The 23,988-nt window shown below is 70.0% G+C and carries 18 protein-coding genes, 1 tRNA gene and 1 rRNA gene; 4 read left to right on the top strand and 16 right to left on the bottom strand.

All coding sequences use genetic code 11. The features are described from left to right. Complete coding sequence (locus tag BO64_RS08760) at positions 1 to 2,004, bottom strand: TonB-dependent receptor (protein WP_496402914.1); 2,004 nt, start codon at positions 2,002 to 2,004, stop codon at positions 1 to 3. A gap of 68 nt (positions 2,005 to 2,072) precedes the next feature. Between BO64_RS08760 and BO64_RS08755 the strand changes: the two genes are divergently transcribed. Continuing rightward, entirely contained in the window at positions 2,073 to 2,813 is a 741-nt protein-coding gene (locus tag BO64_RS08755) for an SDR family oxidoreductase (RefSeq protein WP_496402913.1), read from the top strand. A gap of 201 nt (positions 2,814 to 3,014) precedes the next feature. After that, a complete protein-coding gene (locus BO64_RS08750) occupies positions 3,015 to 3,293 on the top strand; it encodes a hypothetical protein (RefSeq protein WP_496402912.1) in 279 nt (92 codons plus the stop codon). Positions 3,294 to 3,351: 58 nt separating this feature from the next. Here BO64_RS08750 and BO64_RS08745 read toward each other — a convergent pair whose 3' ends face one another. From BO64_RS08745 to BO64_RS08725, 5 genes are all read right to left on the bottom strand, one after another. Next, the gene (locus tag BO64_RS08745) at positions 3,352 to 4,191 is read right to left on the bottom strand and encodes a crotonase/enoyl-CoA hydratase family protein (protein ID WP_496402911.1); all 840 of its coding nucleotides are present in this window, start codon (positions 4,189 to 4,191) and stop codon (positions 3,352 to 3,354) included. 27 nt (positions 4,192 to 4,218) lie between these two features. Beyond that, positions 4,219 to 6,066, bottom strand: a complete 1,848-nt coding sequence (locus BO64_RS08740; RefSeq protein ID WP_496402910.1) for an AMP-binding protein — start codon at positions 6,064 to 6,066, stop codon at positions 4,219 to 4,221. 78 nt (positions 6,067 to 6,144) lie between these two features. Further along, the gene (locus tag BO64_RS08735; RefSeq protein ID WP_496402909.1) at positions 6,145 to 6,780 is read right to left on the bottom strand and encodes a glutathione S-transferase family protein; all 636 of its coding nucleotides are present in this window, start codon (positions 6,778 to 6,780) and stop codon (positions 6,145 to 6,147) included. 3 nt (positions 6,781 to 6,783) lie between these two features. Beyond that, entirely contained in the window at positions 6,784 to 7,581 is a 798-nt protein-coding gene (locus BO64_RS08730; RefSeq protein WP_496402908.1) for an enoyl-CoA hydratase/isomerase family protein, read from the bottom strand. Between the two features lie 3 nt (positions 7,582 to 7,584). Beyond that, positions 7,585 to 8,550: an alpha/beta fold hydrolase gene (locus BO64_RS08725; RefSeq protein WP_496402907.1), complete on the bottom strand. Its 966-nt coding sequence runs from the start codon at positions 8,548 to 8,550 to the stop codon at positions 7,585 to 7,587. Positions 8,551 to 8,687: 137 nt separating this feature from the next. Between BO64_RS08725 and BO64_RS08720 the strand changes: the two genes are divergently transcribed. Then, complete coding sequence (locus BO64_RS08720) at positions 8,688 to 9,419, top strand: SDR family NAD(P)-dependent oxidoreductase (RefSeq protein ID WP_496402906.1); 732 nt, start codon at positions 8,688 to 8,690, stop codon at positions 9,417 to 9,419. Continuing rightward, on the top strand, positions 9,416 to 10,180 hold the full coding sequence (locus BO64_RS08715; protein WP_496402905.1) for an SDR family NAD(P)-dependent oxidoreductase: 765 nt from the start codon (positions 9,416 to 9,418) through the stop codon (positions 10,178 to 10,180). Before BO64_RS08720 ends, BO64_RS08715 begins: the two co-directional genes overlap by 4 nt. 68 nt (positions 10,181 to 10,248) lie before the next feature. On the opposite strand, the gene BO64_RS08710 is transcribed toward BO64_RS08715, so the two are convergent. The 10 genes from BO64_RS08710 to rrf form a co-directional block, all read right to left on the bottom strand. Further along, on the bottom strand, positions 10,249 to 10,758 hold the full coding sequence (locus tag BO64_RS08710; protein WP_496402904.1) for a hypothetical protein: 510 nt from the start codon (positions 10,756 to 10,758) through the stop codon (positions 10,249 to 10,251). A 19-nt stretch (positions 10,759 to 10,777) separates the two neighbouring features. Continuing rightward, a complete protein-coding gene (locus tag BO64_RS08705; protein WP_496402903.1) occupies positions 10,778 to 11,197 on the bottom strand; it encodes a hypothetical protein in 420 nt (139 codons plus the stop codon). A gap of 29 nt (positions 11,198 to 11,226) precedes the next feature. Then, positions 11,227 to 13,056: a transglycosylase domain-containing protein gene (locus BO64_RS08700; RefSeq protein ID WP_496402902.1), complete on the bottom strand. Its 1,830-nt coding sequence runs from the start codon at positions 13,054 to 13,056 to the stop codon at positions 11,227 to 11,229. Positions 13,057 to 13,176: 120 nt separating this feature from the next. Next, on the bottom strand, positions 13,177 to 15,735 hold the full coding sequence (locus BO64_RS08695) for a zinc-dependent metalloprotease (protein WP_496402901.1): 2,559 nt from the start codon (positions 15,733 to 15,735) through the stop codon (positions 13,177 to 13,179). A 215-nt stretch (positions 15,736 to 15,950) separates the two neighbouring features. Continuing rightward, positions 15,951 to 17,723 (bottom strand): gamma-glutamyltransferase, encoded by a 1,773-nt coding sequence (gene ggt, locus BO64_RS08690; RefSeq protein ID WP_496402900.1) that lies wholly within the window; start codon positions 17,721 to 17,723, stop codon positions 15,951 to 15,953. Between the two features lie 61 nt (positions 17,724 to 17,784). Further along, entirely contained in the window at positions 17,785 to 20,871 is a 3,087-nt protein-coding gene (locus BO64_RS08685) for a TonB-dependent receptor domain-containing protein (RefSeq protein WP_496402899.1), read from the bottom strand. Positions 20,872 to 21,175: 304 nt separating this feature from the next. Then, on the bottom strand, positions 21,176 to 21,862 hold the full coding sequence (locus BO64_RS08680) for a hypothetical protein (RefSeq protein ID WP_496402898.1): 687 nt from the start codon (positions 21,860 to 21,862) through the stop codon (positions 21,176 to 21,178). Next, entirely contained in the window at positions 21,843 to 23,621 is a 1,779-nt protein-coding gene (locus tag BO64_RS08675; RefSeq protein ID WP_496402897.1) for a tetratricopeptide repeat protein, read from the bottom strand. The genes BO64_RS08680 and BO64_RS08675 overlap by 20 nt, the downstream gene beginning before the upstream one ends. Before the next feature lie 136 nt (positions 23,622 to 23,757). Continuing rightward, positions 23,758 to 23,834, bottom strand: a tRNA-Met gene (locus tag BO64_RS08670). A 61-nt stretch (positions 23,835 to 23,895) separates the two neighbouring features. Beyond that, positions 23,896 to 23,988: ribosomal RNA gene (gene rrf, locus BO64_RS08665) — 5S ribosomal RNA — on the bottom strand; the annotation flags it as partial.

Here is a 23,988-nt window from a genome sequence, read left to right as displayed (position 1 = left end):
CTACCGCCGGATGCTGACGCCGATGCGGAAGGTCCGCGGCGCGGCGTAGCTCTCCACGCCGTCCGCCGTCTCGCCCACCTCCAGCTCCTCGTCGCCGAGGTTCTCGGCCGAGATATAGATCTCGGTCGTGCGGTTCACGCGCCAGGCAGCGCCGGCGTCCAGCTGGACCCCGGCGGCGAGCCGGCGGGTGTTGAGGTCGTCCTCCCAGCGCATGGTCTCGTAGCGCAGGTCCGCCGAAACGGTCAGACGCTCCAGCGGGCGCCAGTCGGCGCCGGCCGTCACCGTCCACCTAGGCGTCTGGGCCGGTCGCAGGCCGGTAAGCTGCGGCGCCGCCGAGCCGCCGTCGACCTCGGCATGGGCATAGGCGAAGGCCGTCCGCCAGGACAGGTTCGTCCCCAGGTCGCCCGAGGCCTCGCCCTCCACGCCCCAGGCCTCGATCTCCCCGGCGTTCTGCCGCTGGCGCAGCACGCCGCCGGCGGGCACGAAGCCGGCGGTGGGGAAGGTTCCGGGGCCGATGCCGATGGTGACGTTGGTGATCGGGTCCTTGATCCGGTTCCAGAACAGGGTCGCCCCCCAGTGCACGGCGCCCTCGCCGCCCACGCCGACCTCCAGGCCCTGCAGCGTCTCGGGCTGCAGCGCGGGATTGGCCTCGGTGATGTCATTGCCCACCCGGAACGGCCGGTGCAGTTCGTTCAGCGTCGGCGGCCGGAAGGCGGCGTAGGCTGCGCCGCGCACGTAACGGCCGTCGGTCAGGTCGTAGCGGACGCCGAGGCGCGCCGTGGGCGTCGTTTCCGACGACCCGTCCGGTCGCTCGTCGAGGGTCACATCGCCAGTGGCGGTGTCGATTTCCCGGCGGATGGCGTCGCTGGACTTGGAGCGGTCCACCCGCACGCCGCCGGTGACAATCCACGGCCCCTGGTCATAGGCGGCTTCCAGATAGGCGCCCGCCACAAAGGTCTCGCCCCCGGCTTCGCGATCGCGGGTGAAGGCGCCGTTCTGGTAGCGGAAGCGCTCGCGCACCTTGCCGTCGGTCCAGCGGGCGTCAGCGCCGAGCTCCCAGTTGATGGCGTCGAGGCTGCCCTGGATGGCGGCGTTCAGGCCATAGCCGGTGGCGGGCGTCTTGTACTGGTCGTTGGCCAGGGTCGTGCCCACCCGACCGGCCGCCACGGCGACGGAGCTGTTCTTCAGGTCGCTTTCGCGGACCCAGCCCTGCAGCCGCCAGCCGCCCACGCCCGCCTCGGCCGGACGCGCCAGGGTCAGGCTCGCCGACTGACCAGAGGCCACCGACCGCGCGCCCACTAGGCCCGCGCCGCGGATTTCGCGGAAGGCCGACACCCGGGCCGCCGCCTGGACGCCGCCGAAGTCGTGCTGGGCGCGGATCGCCCCCGAGACGTCCTCCAGCGAGATACGTTCGTCCGCCGCCCCGCGCTGACGGCCGCGCACGGCATAGTAGCCGTCGGTCTTGGAGGCCGCGGCGGTGAGCAGCAGGCTCTCGGTCCCGCCCGCGATGGCCGCCCGGTAGCTGTCCCGCTCGCCCACCGACACGTCCAGGGCGGAGACGCCCTCCTGCGCGCCGCGTTCCTGCAGGGCGACGACGCCGGTGAGCGCCCCGGCGCCATAGGGGCCGGCCCCCGCGCCGCGGACGACGCTCGCCCCGTCCAGCCCCTCGGGCGGCAGGCCGCTCCAGATCACCCAGCCGCCGAAAGGATCGTTCTGAGGCGCACCGTCCAGCGTCACCAGCGCCCGGCCCGCGCCCGAAGGCGCGATGGCCCGCAGCGACAGACCCTGGGTCGTCGGATTGGCCGCGCCGCTGCCGGTGCGGCGGAACAGCGAGACGCCCGGCGCCGCCTTCAGCGCCTCGTCCAGCCGCGGTTCGGTCTTCAACACCTCGGGGCCGATCCGCACGGCGCTGAACGCCGCCTCGCCTCCGAGCGGAGCCAGCCTCGGCGGGTGGACCACGACGGCTTCGACCTGGGGTGTCGGGGGCGGCGGAAGATCCGGCATGTTTCCTCGTAATTTCGGTATGCTGATTTGACTGGTATGTGGGCTAGTCACAGAAGCGGGAGAGCGCAATGCCCAAGGTCGCGATTGTCACGGGCGCGGGCAGCGGCATCGGCCGCGCCGTCGCACTGGCCCTGCTCGACGCCGGATGGCAGGTGGCCCTCGCGGGCCGACGCCAGGCCGCCCTCGAGGAGACGGCGACGCTGTCCGGGGGCGAGTCGCTGGTTGTCCCCACGGATGTGGCCGACGAAGCGTCGGTGGACGCCCTGTTCGATGCGGTGAAGGCCCGGTTCGGACGCCTCGACCTTCTGTTCAACAACGCCGGCGCCGCCGCCCCGCCCGTTCCTATCGAGGATCATTCCCTGGCGCACTGGCGGCGCGTCGTGGACGTGAACCTCACCGGCGCCTTCCTCTGCACCCGCGCCGCCTTCCGCCTGATGAAGGACCAGGATCCGCGTGGCGGCCGGATCATCAACAACGGCTCCATCGCCGCCCACGCGCCTCGGCCCCTGAGCATCGCCTATAGCGCCACCAAGAGCGCCATCACCGGCCTCACGCGATCCACGTCCCTGGACGGGCGCCCCTACGACATCGCCTGCGGCCAGATCGACATCGGCAACGCCGAGACGCCGATGACCGCAGCCATGGGCAAGGGCGCGCTGCAGGCGGACGGCTCGCTCAAGCCCGAGCCCTATCTCGACGTCCGCCACGTGGCTGAGGCTGTGCTGTACATGGCCGGCCTGCCGCTCGAAGCCAACGTGCAGTTCCTGACGGTGATGGCCACCAAAATGCCCTTCATCGGCCGCGGCTGACGCGACGGAAGGCGCCGGCGCCCAGGCCACGGGCGCCGCAGGGGGTGCGACATGTTGCACCGCAGCATCGCACTTGCGTTCGTTCGCAGAACCGGGAATCACTCGGCCTCGCAGGCGAATGAGCCGGGCGTCAGTCGCCGGCGCCGCCTGTGAGGAACGCCGGAAAGGGGTTGTCGCAAACCCTTCTCCCGGAAGCGAACCATGATCCGTGTTCTCACCATCGCCGCTGTCGCGGCTCTCATCGCGGCTCCGGCCAGCGCCCAGTCCGTCCGCATCTCCACCGCCGGCAAGACCACCGAGCAGCTGCAAGCCGACATCGACCGCGCCGCCAAGTCGGTCTGCCGTCGCGCTGCGAACAGCTCGAGCTTCCCGCGGGAAATGCGCGCGTCGTGCCTGAAGGCGACCATCGCCCGCGCCTACGCCAACAGCGGCGACCCCGTCCTGGCCGCGACCCTGCCGACCCGTATGGCGGCTCGCTAAGTCCGTTGCGTGACGCGCGGACGGGCCTTCGCGTCCGTCCGCGCCCCGCCTTCCTCGCCTAGGCGTCGGCCTTGGCCGGCGTGACGTCGGCGAAGTTCGGCTCGCGCTTCTGCAGGTTGGCCATGACGGCCTCCACCTGGTTCGACGATCCGATCAGCGCCGCCTGCTCGCGGCTCTCCTCCAGCAGGATCTGATGCTGGTCGGCGTGCGACATCAGGTTCAGCAGGCGCTTGCCGGCCTGGATGGCGTGCGGATTTCGGCCGGCGATGTCCCGGGCCAGCGTCAGGGCCTCGGCGCGCGGATCGGCGGCCACCCGGGTGGCCAGGCCCACCGCCACCGCCTCCTCGCCGGTGACGATCCGGCCCGTGTAGGTCAGCTCGCGGGCCACGTCGTCACGCACCAGGCCGCGCATCAGCACCATGCCCGCCATGTCGGGCACCAGGCCCCACTTGATCTCCATCACTGACATGCGCGCATCGGGCGCGATCAGCCGCACGTCCGCGCCCAGGGCGAGTTGGCAGCCGCCACCGAAGGCGACGCCGTGCACCGCCGCGATCACCGGCACGGGGATCTCCCGCCAGACCATGCAGGCGTGCTGAGCCCGGTTGGCGCCGCCCGGGGTGCGGTTGGGGGTGAGCAGGTCCCCGGCCGTGCCCTTGCCGCCGCTGCGCTCGCCCGAGGCCATGGACTGGAAGTTGCCCATGTCGAGGCCGGCGCAGAACGCCCGCCCCTCGCCTGACAGCACCACCGCCCGGACGCCAGGCTCGGTCTTCAGCCGCTCGCCGGTCTCGATCAGCGCCGAGAACATGGCCGTGTCCAGGGCGTTCATCTTGTCGGCCCGCACCAAGCGCACGTCGGCCACGCCGCCCTGGATGTCCACCGTCACCCGATCGTTCATCGCAGAATCTCCCTTGCGCCCCGCGCTCTAGCCCACCTCGACCACGCCTGCACCCGGCGGGTTGGCGTAGATGGCCTCCACAAGCGCATGGCGCCGCTCCAGCGTGGCGCGCTGGTTCACATAGCCCTTGTCGGTGATCTCGCCGGCGTCGATGGACGGCGGCTCGGCCATGATCACGAACCGGCCCACCCGCCGCGACGAACCGCCCGCCGTGGCGTTGAACTCGGCGAACCGCGCCTTCAGCACCTCGGCCAGCTTGGCCAGGGGATCATCGCCCAGGCCCGCCAGGGCCGCCGGGGCGGGCCAGACCAGGGCGCCGATGAACGGCTTGTCCTGGCCGGCGATCACCATGTCGAAGACATAGGGGCTGCAGGCCGCCACCAGGTCCGGACGCAAGGTGCCCACCGACACCCAGGTGCCGCTATCCAGCTTGAAGTCCTCGGTCACCCGGCCGTCGAACACCAGCCCCTTGGCCGGGTCGTCCGGATCGACGAAGCGGCAGGCGTCGCCCAGCTTGTAGAAGCCCTCCTCGTCGAAAGCGGCGGCGGTCTTCTCGGGGTCGTTGTGGTAGCCGCTGGTGACCGTCGGCCCCTTCACCCGCACCTCGAGCTTCGAGCCGTTCGGGGCCAGCTTCAGGGTGATGCCCGGCAGCGGCAGGCCGATCAGGCCGACCCGCTCGGTCTCCCAGTGGACCACCGTGATCCCCTGCGTCTCGGTGGCGCCATACATGGTGGTGATCGGGATGCGCATCCCGGTCTCGGCGATGGCCAGGGCCTGGAGCCTGTCATAGAGGTCGTTCGACAGGGTCGCCCCACCGTAGCCCATGTAACGCAGGTTCTTGAAGAAGCTGCGGCGCAGGACCGGATCGCGCTCCATCGCCTCGGCCAGCATGCCGAAGGCCACCGGCGCTGAGCCGAACACCACCGGCGAGACCTCGTAGAGGTTCTTGATGGTGGTCTCGAACATGCCGGGGATCGGCTTGCCCTCGTCCAGGTACAGCGTCCCGCCGGCCCAGATGTTGGCGTTGAAGGCGATGTTGCCCGCCGAGATGTGGCTCCAGGGCATCCAATCCAGGGCCTGCGGCGGTTCCGCAGGATTCGGCTCGGCCCGCAAACCCTCCTGCCCGGCTATGACCCCGGCGAACATGCCGTGCGTCTGGGGCACGCCCTTGGGCATGCCGGTAGAGCCCGAGGTGAAGAGGTACTTGGCCACCGTCCCGTGGTTCAGCTGCTCGCGCACCGCCTCCACCGCCGGGCCGGGCTCCGTGGCCGTCAGCTCCGAGAGCGCCACCACGCCATCGCCGCCGTCCACCGTGACGAAGGCGAGGTCCGGGTCCAGGCCCCGCAGGGTCTCGAAGGCCCGGGCGAACACCTCGCTCGACTGGGCGAAAATCACCTTCGGCCTAACCACGCCGAAGCAGTGCTTCAGCTTGGCATGGTCCACCGACATCAGGCTGTAGGCCGGGCTGATCGGCGCCACGGGCACGCCGGCCGCATAGCAGCCGAGCATGACGAGGGCGTGCTCCACGGAATTGGCTGACAGCACCATCACGCTGTCCCCCGCGGTCAGGCCCCGGTCCAGCAGCCACTGGGCGATCCCGTCCGCGGCGCGCCTGGCCTCGCCATAGGTGACGCCGCCCCAGGGGCCGTGCCCCGGCGCCCGCTGCAGGATGAACGGCCGGTCCGGATGCTCTGCGGCCCGCTGGGCCAGGAGATGCGGGATGGACCGGGGGCCCTCGCCGGGCGGGTGGTTCGATCGGATGATGAACGATCCGTCGGCGCGCCGCTCGACCGTGACGTCGGGCGCCTTCTGCGGCAGCGGCTTGAAGGGCGGCAGCGCCTGCACAGCGGCGCCCGCGTCATCCGCCGGGCTCATGGGCTTCCTCCGTATATTCTTGTTTGGCGAAAGCCTATGCGAATGGCTTGCGCCCGCAAGCGCGACCCCACGTAAGGGTCAGGAGGAAAGCGCCTCCGCCAGCTCGATCTTCTGCGCCCGCTTGGCCGCCAGGAACGCCGGCCGCGCCCTCAGCCGCTGCCAGTAGGCCGCCACCGCCGGGCTGAAATGCTCGGACAGTTTAAGGTGGCTCGCCAGCAGAAGCGCATAGCCGACCGAAATGTCCGCGGCGGTGAAGCGACCCGCGCACAGCCAGTCGGCGTCCTGCAGGGTCCGATCCACGTGCCGCAGCCGGCTCAGGAACCACCTCGCATAGTCATCGGCGGCCTGGTCGGCCCGCCCTTTCTCGAACGTCCCGTAGCGCAGCACCAGCGTCTGCGGGAACGTCAGGGTCGCCTCGCCGAAGTGCAGCCAGTTGAGCCAGGCCCCGTAGGCCGCATCGCCCGCCGCAACCGCCAGGTCGGTGGGCCCGCCCCGGGTGGCCAGGTACTGCACGATGGCGGCGGACTCGGTCATGAAGGTCTCGCCGTCCCGGAAAGCCGGGACCGTGCCAAGCGGATTGACCTCCAGATACTCCGGCGCCCGGGCCCTGGGCGGGAACGGCAGGAGGTGCAGCCTATAGTCCAGCCCCAGCTCCTCCAGCGCCCACAGGGGGCGGAACGAGCGCGCGTCGGGACAGTGCCAGAGCTCGATCACCGCTCAAGCCTCGCGCCGGCCATAGACGGGCTTGCGCTTCTCGAGGAACGCCCGGACGCCTTCCTCGAAGTCGCCGTCGGCGCTGGCCAGGATCTGGTTGCGGTCCTCCATGGCGATGGCGGCCTCCAGCCCCTGGGCGTCGATGGCGTGGTTCAGGGCCTCCTTGGTCAGGCGCAGGCCGAGCGGCGTGGCGTTCAGCATGTCGTCCACGAAGCCCTGCGCCTCGGCCTCCAGCCGGTCCTTCGGCACAATGCGGCTTACCAGCCCGAGCTCACGGGCCCGCTCGGCGTCGATGAAGCGACCGGTGAGCATGTATTCCGCCGCCACCGAGCTGCCGACCATCCTGGGCAGGAAGTAGCTCACGCCGATGTCGCAGGCCGACAGGCCGATGCGGATGAAGGCGGCGTTCATGCGCGCCCGCGGCGTGGCGATCCGCACGTCGGAGGCGAGGGCCAGGGCGAAACCGCCCCCCGCCGCCGCTCCGTCGATGCAGGCGATGATCGGCTGCGGACACCGGCGCATGGCGATGACGATCTCGCTGATCTCGCGCTGGTGGGTCAGGCCGGCGCCGATGGACCGCCCGCCCTGCGGATCGCCCCGTTCCTTCAGGTCCAGACCGGCGCAGAACGCTTCGCCCGCCCCCCGCAGCACCACCACCCGCACGTCCCGGCGCCAGTAGAGACCGACGAAGAAGTCCCGGAGTTCGGTGACGAGGTTGCGGCTGAGCGCGTTCAGCCGTTCGGGGCGGTTCATCGTCGCCCAGATGACTTCGCCGTCCTGGCGCAGTTCGAGGTCGGCCATGGTCTAGAGCCCTTTCAGCCAGTCGAGGAGGATCGCGGTCACCTCGGCCGGGCGCTCCTGCTGGGTCCAGTGGCCGCAGCCCTCGAGCATGTGCCCGGCGACGAGGTTCGGGACGAACGGGCGCATGGCCGCCACCGGATCGGAAACGCCGCCAAAGGCGGTGCTGGCCGGATCCTTCGTGCCGCCGATGAACAGGGCCGGTTGCTGGATCAGACGATCCTTGAAGCCCTGCAGCCAGACGAAGTCCCGCTCGTGATTGCGATAGCGGTTGATCGGCCCGCGGAAGCCACTCTCCCGGAACTCGGCCACGTAGTAGTCGAGCTCGTTCTCGGTCAGCCATCGCGGGAACGGGTCAGGATCGACGAGACCTTCCAGCAAAGTCGCATCCGCCGGCTTCTGCGGCCAGGCGCCCGGCGGGGCGTCGCCCGAGATGGCGTAGTAGAACTTGCGCAGGAAGGTGCGCACGTCGGCCTCAGCCTCGGCCTCGGGCGGCCCCACCTTCTGGAACCAGGCCTGGTAGAAGAACCGTCCGCGCTGGGTGAACAGGGCGTCGAACACCTCGGTGAACGGCCGGGTCGGAACGCCAAGATAGGGCACCGACAGCCCGGCGACGGCCCGCACCGTGTCCGGCCGCGTCAGGGCGGTGTTCCAGACGATGGGCGCGCCCCAGTCGTGGCCGATCAGGATCACCGGACGGTTGGGCTGCAGCGCCTCGGCAACCCCCGCCACGTCGGCGGTGAGCCGCTCCATGGCGTAGGCTTCGATGGCGTGCGGCTTGTCCGAGCCGCCATAGCCGCGCACGTCGATGGCGGCGGCGGTGAAGCCGGCCTCGGCGATGGGCGTGATCTGGTGTCGCCATGAGAACCAGCTTTCCGGGAAGCCGTGGACCATCAGAACCAGCGGCCCCTCGCCTTCCACGGCCACGCGGATACGGACCTCGCCGGCGTCCACCGTGCGGAATTCTGGCATGGGCGTTTCCCGGTCTCGTCTTGTGTTTTCGGCCATGCTTTCCCGGTCGGCGCCCGCTGGCAAGGGTGACGGGGCGTCAGCGTTGACCCTCGCCCGTCGCGTGCAAGCATGGCCGGAAAAACCGAGGGAGGATGCAGATGGGCGATCTCGACTTCAGCGGAAAGGCGGTGCTGGTCGTGGGCGGCTCCAGCGGCATCGGCAATGGCATCGCCCACGGCTTTCGCCAGCGGGGCGCCGCCGTCCACGTCTGGGGCACCCGGGCGAGCGCCGCCGACTATGCGGGCGTCGAGGGTTCGGACCTCTCAGGCCTAGCCTACGCCCAGGTGGACGTCGCCGACCGCGCCCAGATCGAGGCCGCCGAGACGATCGACCCGCTGGACGTGCTGATCCTCTGTCAGGGCACGGTGGTCTATCGTCGGGGCGAATTCGAACCCGAAGGCTGGGATCGGGTGATGGCGGTGAACCTCGACAGCCTGATGGACTGCGCCCGCAAGTTCCGGCCCATCCTCAGCCGCCGCAAGGGCGTAATCATCATCGTCAGCTCGGTGTCGGGCTTCACCTCCAATCGCGGCAACCCGGCCTATGCGGCCTCGAAGGCCGGGGCGGTCAGCCTGACCAAGACCCTCGGCGAGGCCTGGGCGCCGGAGGGCATTCGCGTCGTCGGCCTTGCGCCCGGCCTCGTGGACACGAAGCTCACCAAGGTCACCACCGAACATCCCGACCGGCTGGCAGGGGCGCTGCGCTCCATCCCGCTCGGCCGGATGGGCACGCCGCAGGACATGGCGGGCGCGGCCCTGCTCCTGGCCTCGCCCCTCGCCGGCTACGTGGTCGGCCAGACCCTGATCGTTGATGGAGGGCTGTCGCTATGAACCCCCGCTCCGTGAAGGGCCTGACGGCCCTCGTCACCGGCGCCGCCTCCGGCATGGGCAAGGCCACCGCCGAACTCTTCGCCGCCGAGGGCGCCCAGGTGGCGGTCACCGACGTCTCCGCCGAGGGGGCCGAGGCCGTGGCCCAGGCGATCCGGGCCGCGGGCGGCCAGGCCGAGGCCTGGGCTCTGGACGTCTCGGACGCTGGCGCCATCCATGAGGTCACCGCGGCCGTGGCCGCCCGCTTCGGCGGCCTCGACATCCTCGTCAACAACGCGGGAATCTCCGCCTTTTCCCCCATAGATTCCGAAAATTACGAAGAGGTCTGGATGCGGGCCATGAGCATCCTGCTCACGGCCCAGCAGCGCCTCGTGCGCGCCGCCCTGCCGCACCTGCGCCGCTCGGCCAGCCCCCGGATCGTCAACATCGCTTCCACCGAGGCCCTCGGGGCCACCTCCCGCGACAGTCCCTATGCGGCGGCCAAGGCCGGTGTGACGGGCCTCACCCGCGCCCTGGCCGTGGAGCTCGGCCCCGAAGGGATTACGGTGAACTGCATCTGCCCGGGGCCGATCCTCACCGGCATGACCGCCGGCGTGCCCGAGGCCGACCGGCAGACCTTCGCGAAGCGGCGGACGGCGCTGCGCCGCTACGGTCGGCCCGAGGAGGTCGCGCACATGACCCTCAGCCTGTGCCTACCCGCCGCCTCATACATCACGGGGGCGACGATCCCGGTGGACGGCGGCCTGATGGCCCGCAACGCCTGACGGCGGGCGCTTCCGCGCCCTGGCTGATCTGAGCCGTGGCGACACTCGCCGCAGCCACGTTGTTGCGACTAGCTGGCCGGCGGCTTCTGCACGCCCTCGTCCCGGTCGCAGCGCAGGTCGCGCTCCTGGGTCTCCAGCACCGTGGCGGTGAGCACCAGGGGCTCGCCGGGCCTAGCCGTGGAGACGATCACGTTGAAGGCCCGGGCCGACGGCAGGTTGCAGAAGGCCTCCCGGCTGGCGAAGGCGCCAGCGTCCCAACGGGTCTTGGCCGGAGAGAAGCGTTCCTTCCGGGCGGCGAGAGCGTCCAGCACCCGGGCGCGAACCACCGCCGGCTCGCCGCCGGTGACGCTGACCGTGCAGGTCTCGGGCGCCTTCTCCCGCCGGATCTCCACGAACTCGCCCTTGATCTGGTCGGCCACGGGGGCACCATCGACGATGGCCGAGATGCAGGCGCCGACCGCCGAGGCGGCTTCAGACGCCGGATCGGCCTGGGCTATGGCCGGGACTGCGAACACCGCCGCGGCGGCGAGGAACAGGCTGCGCATCCGCCTGGATTGGCCGAGCATCGCGGCAGCCATGTGGCGGCTCCTGGCCGGTTCAGGTCCGGGGGACCACATAGGCCTTATGGCAGCCGTTGCAGCTGTCGTAGAGGCGCCCGCCGGCTTCGAAGGCGGCCTCGGCGTCCCGGGCCTTGATCGCGCCCTCGGCGGAGGCGGCGGTGTCGGCCATCAGCCTGGCGAGGTCGGCCCATTCTCCCGGCTGCAGATAGGGCGGCCGCTGCATCCGGGCGCCCTCGGCCTTGAGGATGGCGATGGCAGCCTCGGCGGCGCGCCAGCGGGCGTCGGCGGCCTGCGGCGTCTCGCCCTCGGGCGGGTCGTTGCCGGCCGCCCAGAAGGCCAGGGCCGCAGGGTTCACCGACCGCTCCATCATGTCGGCCATGGTCGACGCCTGAGCCAGGGCCGTCCCGGCCAGCGCCAGGGCCGCGCCGCCCCCGATCACGAAACGCCACGCCTTCATGCCGTCCCTCCCCTCTTCGGGGGCAACGCTTAGCCGGGCGCGGTCTCGGCGGGCAAGGGGATGAGCGCCGGGGTCTCGGCCGGCGAAGCGTCAGGCGAAGACGCGTCCTCGTCCGCCGGCTGAGGGGGCGGCGGGCCATAAGGGATCGCCTGGCGCGGAATGCGTTTCAGGGCGCTCGCCATGAAGGTCCGCCACAGCTCGGCCGGCGCGCCGCCGCCGGCGATGCGTCCCATGGGGCTGTTGTCGTCCCGTCCCATCCAGGCGCAGGCGGCGAAGCCGCCCGTGTATCCGCAGAACCACGCATCCTTGTAGTCCGAGGTCGTGCCGGTCTTGCCCGCCAGGTCATGGCCGGGAATGGCCGCGCCCTTGCCGGTGCCCGCGCTCACCGCGGTGCGCAGCATCCGGTTCAGGTCGCCCAGCGCCGGATTGCCGATGGCCGGGGCCGGCGGCGGGCCCTTGTGCTGGTAGAGGGTAACGCCCGCCCGGGTGCGAATACGCTCGACGCCATAGGCGTGGACCCGATTGCCGCCGTTGGCGAAGGCGGCGTAGGCCTGGGTCATCTCCAGGGGCGTCACGAGGCTGGTGCCGAGCGCCATGGCCGGATCGGTGTTCACGCTCGAGACGATGCCCACCCGATGGGCGGTGGCCGCCACATTGGGCCGCCCGACCTCCTCGGCCAGCTGCGCCGCCACGGTGTTCACCGACTGCGCCAGAGCCTGTTCCAGGGTCAGCGGTCCCAGGAACTTGTTGGCGTAGTTGCCCGGGCTCCAGCCGGCGATGGTCACCGGCTCGTCCACCACCGGCGTCTCCGGGGTGCGCCCCTGCTCCAACGCGGTGAGATAGACGAAGGGCTTCCAGGTCGATCCCGCCTGGCGCTTGGCGCTGGCCGCACGATTGTACGGCGCCCGCACATAGTCCGTGCCGCCCACCATCACTCGCACCCGGCCCGCGCCGTCCACGGCCACCACCGCCGCCTGCTCGGCCCGGGCGGCCTTGTGACGGGCCACCGTGTTGCGGGCCGCGTCGAACGCCGCCTGCTCCATGGCCAGATCCAGGGTCGTCTCGACCACCACATCCTGGCGCACCTTGCCGGCCACCGGTTTCACCTGGTGGTCGATCCAGTCGATGAAGTACTGGGCCGCAGCGTTGGGGGCGGTCTTCCAGATATGGGGTTTCTCGGCCAGGGCCTTGGCCCGCTGGGCCGGGGTGATGGCCCCGGTCTCCACCATGGCGTCCAGCACCAGCTTGGAGCGAGCCAACGCCGCCTCGGTCTGTTCGGCCGGATTGTAGTTGGTGGGCGACTTCAGGACGCCGGCCAGGATCGCCGCCTCGCGCAGGGTGAGCCGCGACGCGGGCTTGTTGAAGTAGCGGTGGGCCGCCGCCTCCAGCCCATAGGCGCCCGAGCCGTAGTAGACCCGGCTCAGGTACAGGGCGAGGATCTGCTTCTTGCTGTAGGTCCGCTCCAGCTGCAGGGCGTAGGCGATCTCAGTGGCCTTGCGCTCCAATGTCCGGTCCTGGGTGAGGAACAGGTTGCGCGCCAGCTGCTGGGTGATGGTCGAGGCGCCCTGGGTGGCGTGTCCCTTGTCGATGGCCACCACCACCGCCCGGGCGATGCCCCGGGCGTCGACGCCGTTATGCTCGTAGAAGCGACGATCCTCGATGGCCACGAAGGCGGCCGGGACATAGGCCGGCAGCCTGCCGAGATCCACCGGCGGGCCATAGCGGCCGCCCCGCACGCCGATGACCGCCCCGTGGCGGTCCACATAGGTCACCTGGGGATCGCGCCGGATGGGCGGAAGGCGCGGAAGCTCCGGCGCCTGGGCGACGACCAGGTTGGCCGCGACAGCAAGGCCGATCACGAGAAGTCAGCTCCGAGTAACGCCCCCCGGCGCCCTTCTGTCCCGCGTCGCTGTCACAGCCAAGATAATTCGCCGTAATGCGCCGCGACGGATTCTCCCCCGCAGCGCCGGCGCCTCGGCTCAGTCCTCCTCCGCCACCGCGGTCGGCAGGCCGCAGAACCAGCAGTCCTCGCCGATCGGGCTCCCCGGCGGCGGCGGCGCGGACGGCAGGCGATCCTTGGCCAGCTCCCTCAGCCGCTCCGGGTCGGCGTCGAGGAGGATGGCGGCGAGATGGTGCGCCGCATTGGTCTCCTCGGGCGAGCCGCGATAGTCCCTGAGTTGGCCGCCGAAGCGTGTCAGGGCCGCGCGGAGCTCGGCGGCCGCCGTGGGCGAGAGCTGCGGATCGAACAGGGTGTCCGCCGCATCACCGGCGAGGCGCACGCGCTGTCGGCGGCGGATTTCCGCCAGGCGCGGCGGCAGCTCCCGCCCGGCCTGGGGCGCGAGGGCGTCGAAGATCGTCGACAGCAGCTCGGAAAGGCCGAGTTGGCCGGGATCGCGACGATGCTGCTCCACCACCCGGTTCAGGCGCTGGGCGTCCAGCAGCTGCGAGAGCACCATGTCGCTGGCCGTCGTCGCCACCCCGGGCAGGTCGAACACCGGCCCCCCGCTGCTCTTGAACAGCTCGATCTCGAACTGCCGGTCCGGCGTGCCCGACTGCTCGGCCGACAGGAGCTCGATCGTGCGGTCCGGCAGGTCGAGGCCCGCCGGATCGAGGGTGCGGACCAGGGCCGAGAGCGCCCGCCGCTGGGCGGCGGGCGGAATGGGACGCGCCCGCTCCTGCCCGTCGCCACGCACGGCGTAGGCATAGTCGACCCCGCCGATCTGTTTCACGGCGGCGTCCACCTGATAGCGGTGGAACAGATAGATCGGAACGATGGCGCGGCGCAGGTCGGCCACAGGCGCGCCCTTCGGGATGCTTTGCAGGCCGAAGCGGTCGAGGGCGATGCGCCGCACCGCCATCACCGTCTCCAGCTCGGCGACCGGATCCTCGCCATTGTCCCATTGGGTGCTCGCCGGGTGTTCGGTGTCGGCTATGAACTTCCACCCTTTGTTCACGGCCTCCTGCGCGAGCCGATCGAGCTCTTTCTGCTCGTCGGCGCCCGGCGGAAACTGGCTGTAGAGCCACTTCACCGCGAACTTGTCCCAGTCGCCCGCCCCGGTGCGATAGGCGCGACTAAGATCGATCCGGCCGTCCTTCACCCGCACCTGCGGCCCCGGATAGTCCATGGCCGAAGCTCGGTCGCCGTAGGTGCTGGCCGCGAAGTTGTGGGAAAAGCCCAGGGCGTGGCCGGTCTCGTGCATGCCGAGCTGACGGATGCGCCAGAGGGCGATCTGCACGGGATCATCCGGGGCGCCGGTCCCGCTCCGATCGGCGCCGACCAGCCCCTCGAAGATCATCTTGTCCTGGCGCACCCGCAGCGAGCCCAGCTGCACGACACCGCGCACGATCTCGCCTGTGCGGGGGTCGACCACCGTCTGGCCGGTGGACCAGCCCCGGGTCTGGCGGTGCACCCAGTTGATCACATTGTAGCGGGCGTCCATCGGGCTCACGCCCTCGGGCAGCACCTCCACGCGGAAGGCGTCGACGAAGCCTGCCTCCTCGAAGGCCTGAGCCCACCAGCTCGCCCCTTCCACGAGCGCGCTACGGATAGGCTCCGGCGCGGCCCGATCGACGTAGAAGACGATGGGCTTCTTCACCCGCGAGCGGGCGGCCTTGGGATCGATCTTTTCGAGGCGGAAGCGCCGGGCGAGACGATAGACCACCGGCTCGTTCAGGTCCGCGGCGTAGTTGTTGACCAGCACCTGCACCGAGGTGCCCGTGCGCGGATCATGCCGGCGCGGGACGAAGCCGGGCTCGGGAAGCTTCAGGAAGGAATGGTGGACGGTGAAGGTGATGTTCCTGGGGTCGGGCGCGACCCGCCGCACCTCGGGCCCCGGCTCATCGGAGGTGAAGGTCTGCACCGCCTCCAACTCCACGTTCTCGGGGAAGGCCGCCGCCCCGGCCGCGTCCACATAGGACAGCGGCGCCGACAGCCTGAACGCGCCCTGCCGCCGCTGCTTGAGGCGGGCGGCGATGTCCAGGGCGTCCTGGCCTAGGAAGGAGCTGAAATCGACGAGCACCGCCCCGTCCGCGCCCTCGGCCTCCACCTCCCCGGCCCAAAGGTTCGAGACCGCGAAGGAATCCCGCACCGCCCGGCGTTCCTCCGGCGAGCCGCCGTCGGCCCGGAAGCCGTAGTTCTCGGCCTGCAGGATCACCCGCCGCCCCACCCGGCGGAAGGCGACCACCTGGGTGCGCGCCATTGCCGCCCGGTCGAGCCCGAGGGACGTGGAGCCCAGGCCGCTGGCCAGGGACGCCTGGTAGAGGTAGCGCCCCATCACCCCGTCGCGGTCCGGCGCAGGCAGGCGCAGCTTCACCTTGCCGCCCTTGGCGTCGACGTAAAGGTCGAACAGTCCGGCCCGACGCTCCAGGCCCGCCACCGCCTGGGCGAGATCCTGCGGCGCCTTGGGGGCTCCCGCCCCCGCCGGACGATCCCCGCCCGACCGCTCCTGGGCCAGCACCGGGCCCAAGGGCGCCGCCGCGGCTCCGGCCAGCAGCAGGAACGCCAGCGCGCGACGGCCGGCGGGCGGGAAGAGCATCATGTCAGGAACTCCTTGTGGCGCTTGCTCGGCGGCAGGCCGACGCCGCGACGATGAACAGCGGGACAGCCGGCGAGGCGCGTCCGATGCCGCGTCCCGCAAGGACGCCCGCGCCTCGAACGCCGCCCCGTTCCATTCGCAACACCCGCCCCACGCTATGCTTCACAGTTCTCGCGCCCCGCCCCGCGCGCCGCAACCACGGCGTGGCGGGCGACGGCTCAGCGAACGGCGACCGCCTCCGCGTCGGGCCGGCGGGTGTCGGCGGCGCCGTACATCACCCCGTCGGGACCAATCATGATCGACTGGGTGCTGCCGATGATCTGCGAGCGCTCCACCCGGTGACCCAGGGCCCGCAGCGCCTTCACCTGATCCTCGGGAACGGCCTCCTCCACCTGCAGGGGCCCATCGACCCCGGCCTGGTAGATGCGCGGCCGCTGGACCGCCTCGGACATGTTGAGCTTGAAGTCGATGAGGTTCATCAGGACCTGCACCATGGTGCCGATGATGGTGCCGCCCCCCGGGGTGCCCGTGGCCACCCAGGGCTTGTCGTCCTTGAAGACGATCACCGGCGAGATCGTCGACTGGGCCCGCTTGCCCGGCTCGATCCGGTTGCCGAGGCTCTGCGGCGTCGCCCCCCAGTCGAAGTTGCCCAGCGAGTTGTTCAGCAGGAAGCCGGTGCCCGGGGCCACCACATGCGCCCCGTACGAAGCGGTCAGGGTGTAGGTGTTGGACACTACATTGCCGTCCTTGTCCGCCACCGAGAAGTGGGTGGTGTCGGGGCTCTCGTACGGCGTCGGATCGAGGGGCGGGATCTTGGACTGGTCGAGCACGCGATCCATGGAGATCAGCTTGGCCCGCTCCTTGGCGAAGGCCTTGCTGGCCATCCCTTCCGCCGGGGTCCGCCACTGCGGCGGCCCGCCCGAGTAGCGGCGGTCGATGGTGACCACCTTCAGGGTCTCGGCCACGAGGTGCATGGTGGCCACGTTGCCGGGGCCGTACTCCTCCACCGGGAACTGCTCGAGGATGTTCATCGCCTCGGCCACGCTCGACGCCGCCGAGGTGGGCGGCATGTAGGCGATCTTGTAGCCTCGGTAGCTGCCCCAGATGGGCTCGCGCACATTGACCTTGTAGCTCGCCAGGTCCTCCAGGGTGATGATGCCCCCGCCGGCCTGGATGCCGGCCACGAGCCGCTCGGCCACCGGCCCCTTGTAGAAGCCGTCGGCCCCGCGCTTCTGGATATGCTTCAAGGTCCAGGCCAGGTCCGGGTTCTTGAACACCTCGCCCGGCTGGTAGGCGCTGCCGTCCTTCTTGAAATACAGCTTGTAGGCGCCATTCGGGTCCTTGCTCATCTGTTCCCGGCGGGCCGCCAAGGCAATGGACTCATCGTCGCTCATCACCAGGCCTTTGGTCGCCAGGTCGATGGTCGGCTGGATGAGCTGGGCCCACGGCAGCTTCCCGAACCGCTTGTGGGCCTCATAGAGGCCGGCGACCGTGCCCGGCACGGTGACGCCCTTCATGGACATCACCTTTTCCTGGGAGACCTTCTGATCATCGCCCAGCAGCAGGTCCGGGGTCACGGCCAGCGGCGCCTGGCCGTAGTACTCGATCGCCGTCGTGGTCTTGTCCTTGGCGTTATAGACCAGCATGTAGCCGCCGCCGCCGATGTTGCCTGCCCGCGGCAGGGTCATGGTCTCGGCGAAGCCCACAGCCACGGCCGCGTCCACCGCATTGCCGCCCTTGCGCAGGATCTCGGCGCCGATCCGGGCCGCGATCTTGTTCTGGGCCACAACCATGCCGTCGCGACCGATGGTCGGGTGGTGGATCGAGCGGTAGCCGATCAGGTCGCCGCCGCCGGCCGGCTGGGTCGCGGCGGGGCGGGCCGCCTCTTGGGCGAGACCCGCGGCGGGAGTGAGGACGAGCGACAGCGCCAGGGCGCTGGACAAGGCGATGCGCATCAAGCGCGCACCGGCGAGCGCGGCGGAGCCAGACATACGGGTCATCCTTCCGGAAAAGCAGACGCCGCCCCCGGCGCGGGCCGGGGGCGGCGGAACATCAGAACGTCTTGCGGACGTTCACATACAGGTAGCGGCCATACGGATTGTAGACCGTCGCCGGGTAGCCGCCAGAGACCAGCGGCGGGTCCTTGTCGAACACGTTCCGCGCGCCGATGCGCAGCCGCGTCCCCGACAGGTAGCGCCCGCCGTCCTCGAACTCATAGGTCAGCGAGACATTGTGCATCCACGTGTCGTGGACGCGATAGTACTCGCCGGTCGAGTGGGTCAGGCCGGTGGAGTAGAAGCTGCCCGTATAGGTCGTGAACCAGTTGGCGGTGAAGTTGCCATAGCGCCAGGTGAGCGAGCCCGAGCCCCGCCATTCCGGCGTGCCGTTCTGGCCCACCAGATCCTGGCCGCCCGTGATCACCGTGCCCGAGTTGATCAGGCTGGCGTCCCGGGCCTCCATCAGCAGGGCCAGGCCCTCGGTCGGCGACTGATAGAGCTTGTCGAGCCGGGCCACGTTCACGTCGAGGCGGAAATCCCCGAAGCGTTCGGTGTTGAGGGCGTAGTTCACGCCCACGTCGACGCCCTGAGCCACCTGCGGCAGCTGGTTGATGTACTTGTCGTCGGCGTATTCCACGAAGCCCACCGGCTCGAGCCCGGTGCCTTCGAACACGGCGATGTTGTCCGGCGTGGGCGGCAGGCGGTGGACCGCGGGGTTCGACGAGCCCTGCATGCGCATCAGGTAGTCGAGGATCACGGCATTGCCCTCGCCGAACAGGCCGATGATCCCGTTCTGACGGATCTTCCAGACATCGACCGTGAAGATCAGCCGGCCCATTTCAGGCGGCAGAAACTCCGGCTGGAAGACGATGCCGTAGGACAGGTTCTTCGAGGTCTCCGGCTTCAGGTCGGGGTTGCCCGCGCGCACCGCCCGGGTCGCCCGCGACTGGGTGCACTGGGTGAAGCTGGTGATCCGCCCGGCCCGCAGGTCCGCCTCGCAGAAGTAGTAATCCTGGCGGTTGTTGGACCGGCTGACCTGGGTGACGTTGATCTGCTCTAGGTTCGGCGCCTTGAAGCCCTCGGACCAGGAGCCGCGCAGCCGGAAGCCCTGGAACAGGTCCCACGCCACGGCCACCTTCGGCTTCGCAACGCTGCCCACGTCGCTGTAGTCCTCGGCGCGGCCAGCCAGCTGCATCTCCAGCCGGTGGACGAGCGGGATGTTCATCTCCGGCGACACCAGCGGGACCGCCAGCTCGGCATAGGCCGACTTCACCGTGCGATGCCCCTTCACGTCCGGCGAGACCGAGGTGCCGGGGATGTTGCTGTAGGCCACCGCACCGCCGATGAGCGGGCCGGTCACCGCATCCACGAAGGACACGCTGCCGTCGACATTCTCGTCGCGGTCGTCCTCATAGGTCTCGCGCCGCACCTCGACACCGGCGGCGATGCCGATGTCGCCCGCCCAGATCGAGAGCAGGTCGGGCCGGTTCACCCGGAAGTCCCACAGCGCCAGGGTCGTCTTGTTGGAGCGGGTGATCGGGATCACGAGGCCCGCGGTCGCCGCCGGGCTCGACGGCGTCTGGTCGCCGCCAGCGATCAGGTCCGTGGCGCCGACGCCGTTGAAGGGGTTGTAGGCGTCGGGCGTGCTCCGGTTGACCGCCGCCGAGAACGCGGTGCCGTCCACGGCGAAGGACACGTCGTCCACTGTCGCCCAGGAATAGAGGGCCGCGCTTTCCCAGTTGAACCCGAACTTCTTGCCCTTCAGGCCGCCCAGGAACCGGTACTGCTCGTTGGTCACATAGACCTTCGAGGTGTCGAGATCGAGCAGGCCGTAGCTGTTGAAGGTCAGGCGCAGGCCGCTGTCCGGAACGCCCGTCAGGCCCGGCAGGCGGTTGGGGTTTGGCTCGCCGTTGGGCAGGGTCACGGCGCCGAACGGGTTGTAGTAGGCGTTCGGCCCGATGCTGATGGCCGGCGACGTGCCGATGCTTTGTGACGCCGCGACCGTGCCGTCGGTCTTCGCCCGGTAGTAGCCGGCCTCGCCGAAGAACGTCACGTCCTCGGTAAGATCATAGTTGCCGGTCAGGAAGAAGTTGTAGCGGGCCGCCTGCGGAATGACCGTGGACTTGCTCGACTTCAGCGTGTCGACCCGGAAGGCCCGGTCGGTGGTCGTGTTGAAGGCCCCTGGCGTGATGCAGAGGCCCGAGCTGACCACCACTGCGCAGGTCACTCCGGCCGTCTGCGGGGCATAGTGGAAGATGCCGGTGGCGCCGGTGATGGCGACGCCGTTCTGGCGGATCGCGCTCGTCACGCCCTGGGCCTGGAAGGCGCCGAACCCCGTCACCGCCGAGCGGCCATCAAGGCTGACGGTGTTCTCGAATTCGGTGCCGGCGAACAGCGGCCGCAGGTCGGACGAGGCCGTGTAGTCCTGGTCCGAGGCGAGCAGCGCCGAACGCCGCTCCAGCGAGCCGAACAGGGTGATGTTGCCCCGCCCCTCCTGAAGGTTCTTGCCGAACAGGCCCGTGAGGCGGCCTTCCCGCATGTTGGTGCCGGTGGCCGCGCCGTACTGGAACTCAAGCTGGCCGCCTTCATAGTCGTCCTGCAGGACAGTGTTGATCACGCCCGCCACCGCGTCCGTGCCGTAGATGGCGGCTGCGCCGTCGCGCAGGACTTCGACGGTCTTCAGGCCCGCCACCGGGATGGCGTTGGTGTTGTAGGTGAAGGTCGGGACCAGCGATTCCGCCTGGGTCGTCGGGTGGTAGACCGTCCGGCGGCCGTTGATCAGCACCAGGGTGTTGCCGGCGCCCAGGTTGCGCAGGCTCACCGAGTTCACGTCGCCGCGGGCCGAGTTGGACGAGCCGGGCAGGAAGCTCGAGTTGAAGGTCACATTGCCGGCCTGCGGGATCGTCCGGAACAGTTCGTCGCCCGAACCCGCCGCGGTGGCCTCGATCTGCTGCGTGTCGACCACGGTCACCGGCAGCGCCGCGGTCACCTTGGAGCCCTGGATCTGACTGCCGACGACGACGATCTCCTCGACGTCAGTTCCACCGCTCTGGCCGAAGGCGGGCGCCGCCAGCACCGTCATCACCGAAAAGGCCGTGGAGGCAAACATGGCGGCGCGCCGCCGCCGTGCAGCTTGCATCATCTTGATCCCCTCTACCCCTAACGTCCGTCGTTGCGGACAGCAGGAATTGTGAGACGATCAGAGACGCCGCGTCAAACAACCGTTCGTCAGGTCTTCAATAACCAAAACTTATAAGCGAAGACCTCGACGCCGGGATATTGGGCGTGGGTGCCGCAAGGACAGGCCTTCGGAGTCCCCGGCGGCGCGGGGTCATGCCCCGTTCGGCCGACGAGCCTGCGTCATCTCGGACTTTCCGGCGCGGCCGCCATCGATGCTTACACCTCAGGTCCGCGTTGCTGATCGCGGCGAACGGCGAGGCCGCGCCTCAGCCCTCCCGCACCGACGTGGTCCGCGCTAGCACCGCCCGCCATTCGTCGGCGTAATCGCAGTCCGCATAGGCCTCGAAATAGGGGCCGCCCAGGGTGAAGTGGGCGTTCTTGGCCTCGGCGAGGTACGGATACTCGCCCACCAGCCAGTTCCAGCTCAGCGGCAACTCGCCGATCGCCTCGTCGCTCTCCAGCCACTTGAATTGGTGCAGCTCAAGCCCGCTCGCCGTAGCCACATAGTCCGGCGTCAGCGCCCGGCAGCGGGCGTTGTTGAACAGCATGACGCTGGACCAGTTCTTCTTCTCGTAGCGGGTCTGGGTGCGGCCGAGGAACTTCACGTCGGTGCTCGGCGCATAGTCGTGTTTGCAGACCATCACCGCGTACCGGTCATCCGCCAGAGCGAACAGCTCAGCGATGTCGGCGCGGACCAGCATGTCGCAGTCCATGAACAGCGACCAACCGGCGTAGCCTGACAGATAGGGCGTCAGGAACCGGGAGAAGGCGAAATCAGTGCTCTGCTGCGACAGCCGCTCCCGCTTGAAGATTGTCCGCAGAGTCGACAGCGCGATGGGCGTGAACCGCACAGGGGCCGAGCTGTGCTCGACGATGCTCTGGCAAAGGGCGTGATAGGCGACGATTTCGTCGGTGTCGTAGCCGACGAACACATCAAGCGTGGGGGCGGTCAACCTCGACTCCAACTCTGCGGCCGTTCGAACGGGCCATTTCCCCGACCAGCTCGGCCGCCCGCTCGATGACGGCCGGCCAGCCCGCCTCGCCTTCCCTCAGGAGCTCGACGGCGCGGTACCACGGCATCGCCGGGCCCGCCGCCGTGTAGCGCCACTCGGCAATCTTGGGAACCATGACCAGGGCGCGCACCCCAAGGGCCCCGGCGAGGTGCGCCGCCGACTGCTGCACCGTCACCACCACGTCAAGCGACGCGGTCAGCGCGGCCAGATCATCGAAGTCATCGGTCTCGCTTTGAGGGAACAGCCGAACCTGCGCGCCGAACGTCCGATTGACCGCCTCCACCTCGGCCCCGACATCCCCGTATTGGAGACTGAAGAAGGCGCAGTTGGGGGTGGCGAGGATCGGGGCTAGGCGCTCCAACGGAATCGAGCGCAGCGCCTGCCGGGTCTCCCGGGTCCCGCCCCGCCAGGCCAGCCCCACCCGGAGCACGCCGGTCGGCGTCGCCGTCCGGACGCGCCAACGCACCTGGGCTTCAGGGCTTGGCCGGAGATAGGCCGTCCCTGGGAAATCCGCCTCCCGGCGCCGGAACGCCGCCGGCAGACTGCCGATGGCCGCCACGCGGTCGAATTCCTCCGGCGCCAGGTCCGCCGCCTCCGGAAACCCGAGCGTCTCGATCCCCGGAAACGACACGGCGAAGAGCCGGGTCAGGCGTGGGTCCACCGCCACCACGACTCTCTCCGCCAGGCCCACGAGGTCGGGCAGGCAGCTGGCGAACATCACCTGGTCGCCAACGCCCTGCTCCCCCAACACCAGCACCCGCCGCCCAATGAAACTCTCGGGCCGCGGGTCCAATGTCAGTCGCGCCATGGCGCCACGGGGGTAGAGCGCCGCGCCGGATCTCGGCAGGAAGACGTCGCTGCGCCAGCGATGCTCATAGTCGGCCCAGCCGCCGGCGAAATCCTTGAGACCCAGCCGCACCTGCGCGCGTCGCTCAAAGGCGAGATGGGCCTCCGGCGCCCGGGCGATCGCCCGGCCGAAAGCCTCGAGGGCAGCCTCGTGCCTCCCTAGCGCCGTCAGGCTCATGCCCAGCGCCGCGTCCAGCTCCCAGCCGGCTTCAGGGTTCAGGCGCTGGGCTGCGGCGAGGCTTTCCAGCGCCTCGACATGGCGCTCCTGTCGCGCCAGCACCTGCCCCCGCCCCATGAGCGCGGCGAACCAGTCCGGACGCAAGGCCAGCGCTTCGTCGAAGACCGCCTCGGCCCCCGCATTGTCGCCCTGATCCATCAGCAGGCGGGCGAGGTTGAAGCGGGCCTCTTCGTAAAGGGGCTCTGCAGTCAGGGCCGCCCTGAAGCTCGCCGCCGCCTCCGCCGGCCGCCGCAGGGCGACTTCCGCCATTCCCTTGGCGTTCAGGGCGAGGGCGTGGTCTGGCCGGAGGCCCAGCGCTCGGGCCGCGCTTGCCAGGGCCTCCCCAGGCCGCCGCAGCTGGTTGAGAAGATTGGCCCGGAACGCCAGCACCTGGACCGCGTCCGGCGCGAGCGCCAGGGCCCGGTCATAGCTGGCGAGCGCGGCATCCAGCCGCCCGGCCTGGCGCAACGCGAGCCCGAGCTCGGCGTGAAGGGCAGGGTCGGACGGCTGCCGGCTCGCCGCCTGCTGCAGCCAGGTTACGGCCTCGTCGAGGGCGCCGCGGCGGGCCGCCGCTCGGGCCCGCGCCAGCATCGCCACGTCATCCAGGGGCTCCCCGCCGGCCGGCTCCAGGTCCATGCCTTCCTGTCCCGCAAAACTTCGGGCTGGGCAAGACGCCCCCCCGGGCCGGGTCCTCGCGGCAGGTTTTGGGTGTTGGGTCAAAGGAAAACGCCGCCCTGATTTGGGGGCGGCGTTTTGGTGTTGTTTGGAAGGTTGGGTGCGGGAGCAGGATTTGAACCTGCGACCTTCAGGTTATGAGCCTGACGAGCTACCGGGCTGCTCCATCCCGCGGCAAAGCCGGTACTGGTGTAGTGGATTGAAGGGTTCTTGGACGGCTGCATCCGCTTGGTAGACCTGGCGGCGACCTACTCTCCCGCGCCTTAAGACGAAGTACCATCGGCCCAGAGAGGCTTAACGACCGAGTTCGGAATGGGATCGGGTGGGG

It is taken from the genome of Phenylobacterium composti DSM 19425, assembly GCF_059568645.1.
This window is presented reverse-complemented; position numbering and strand designations above follow the sequence as displayed.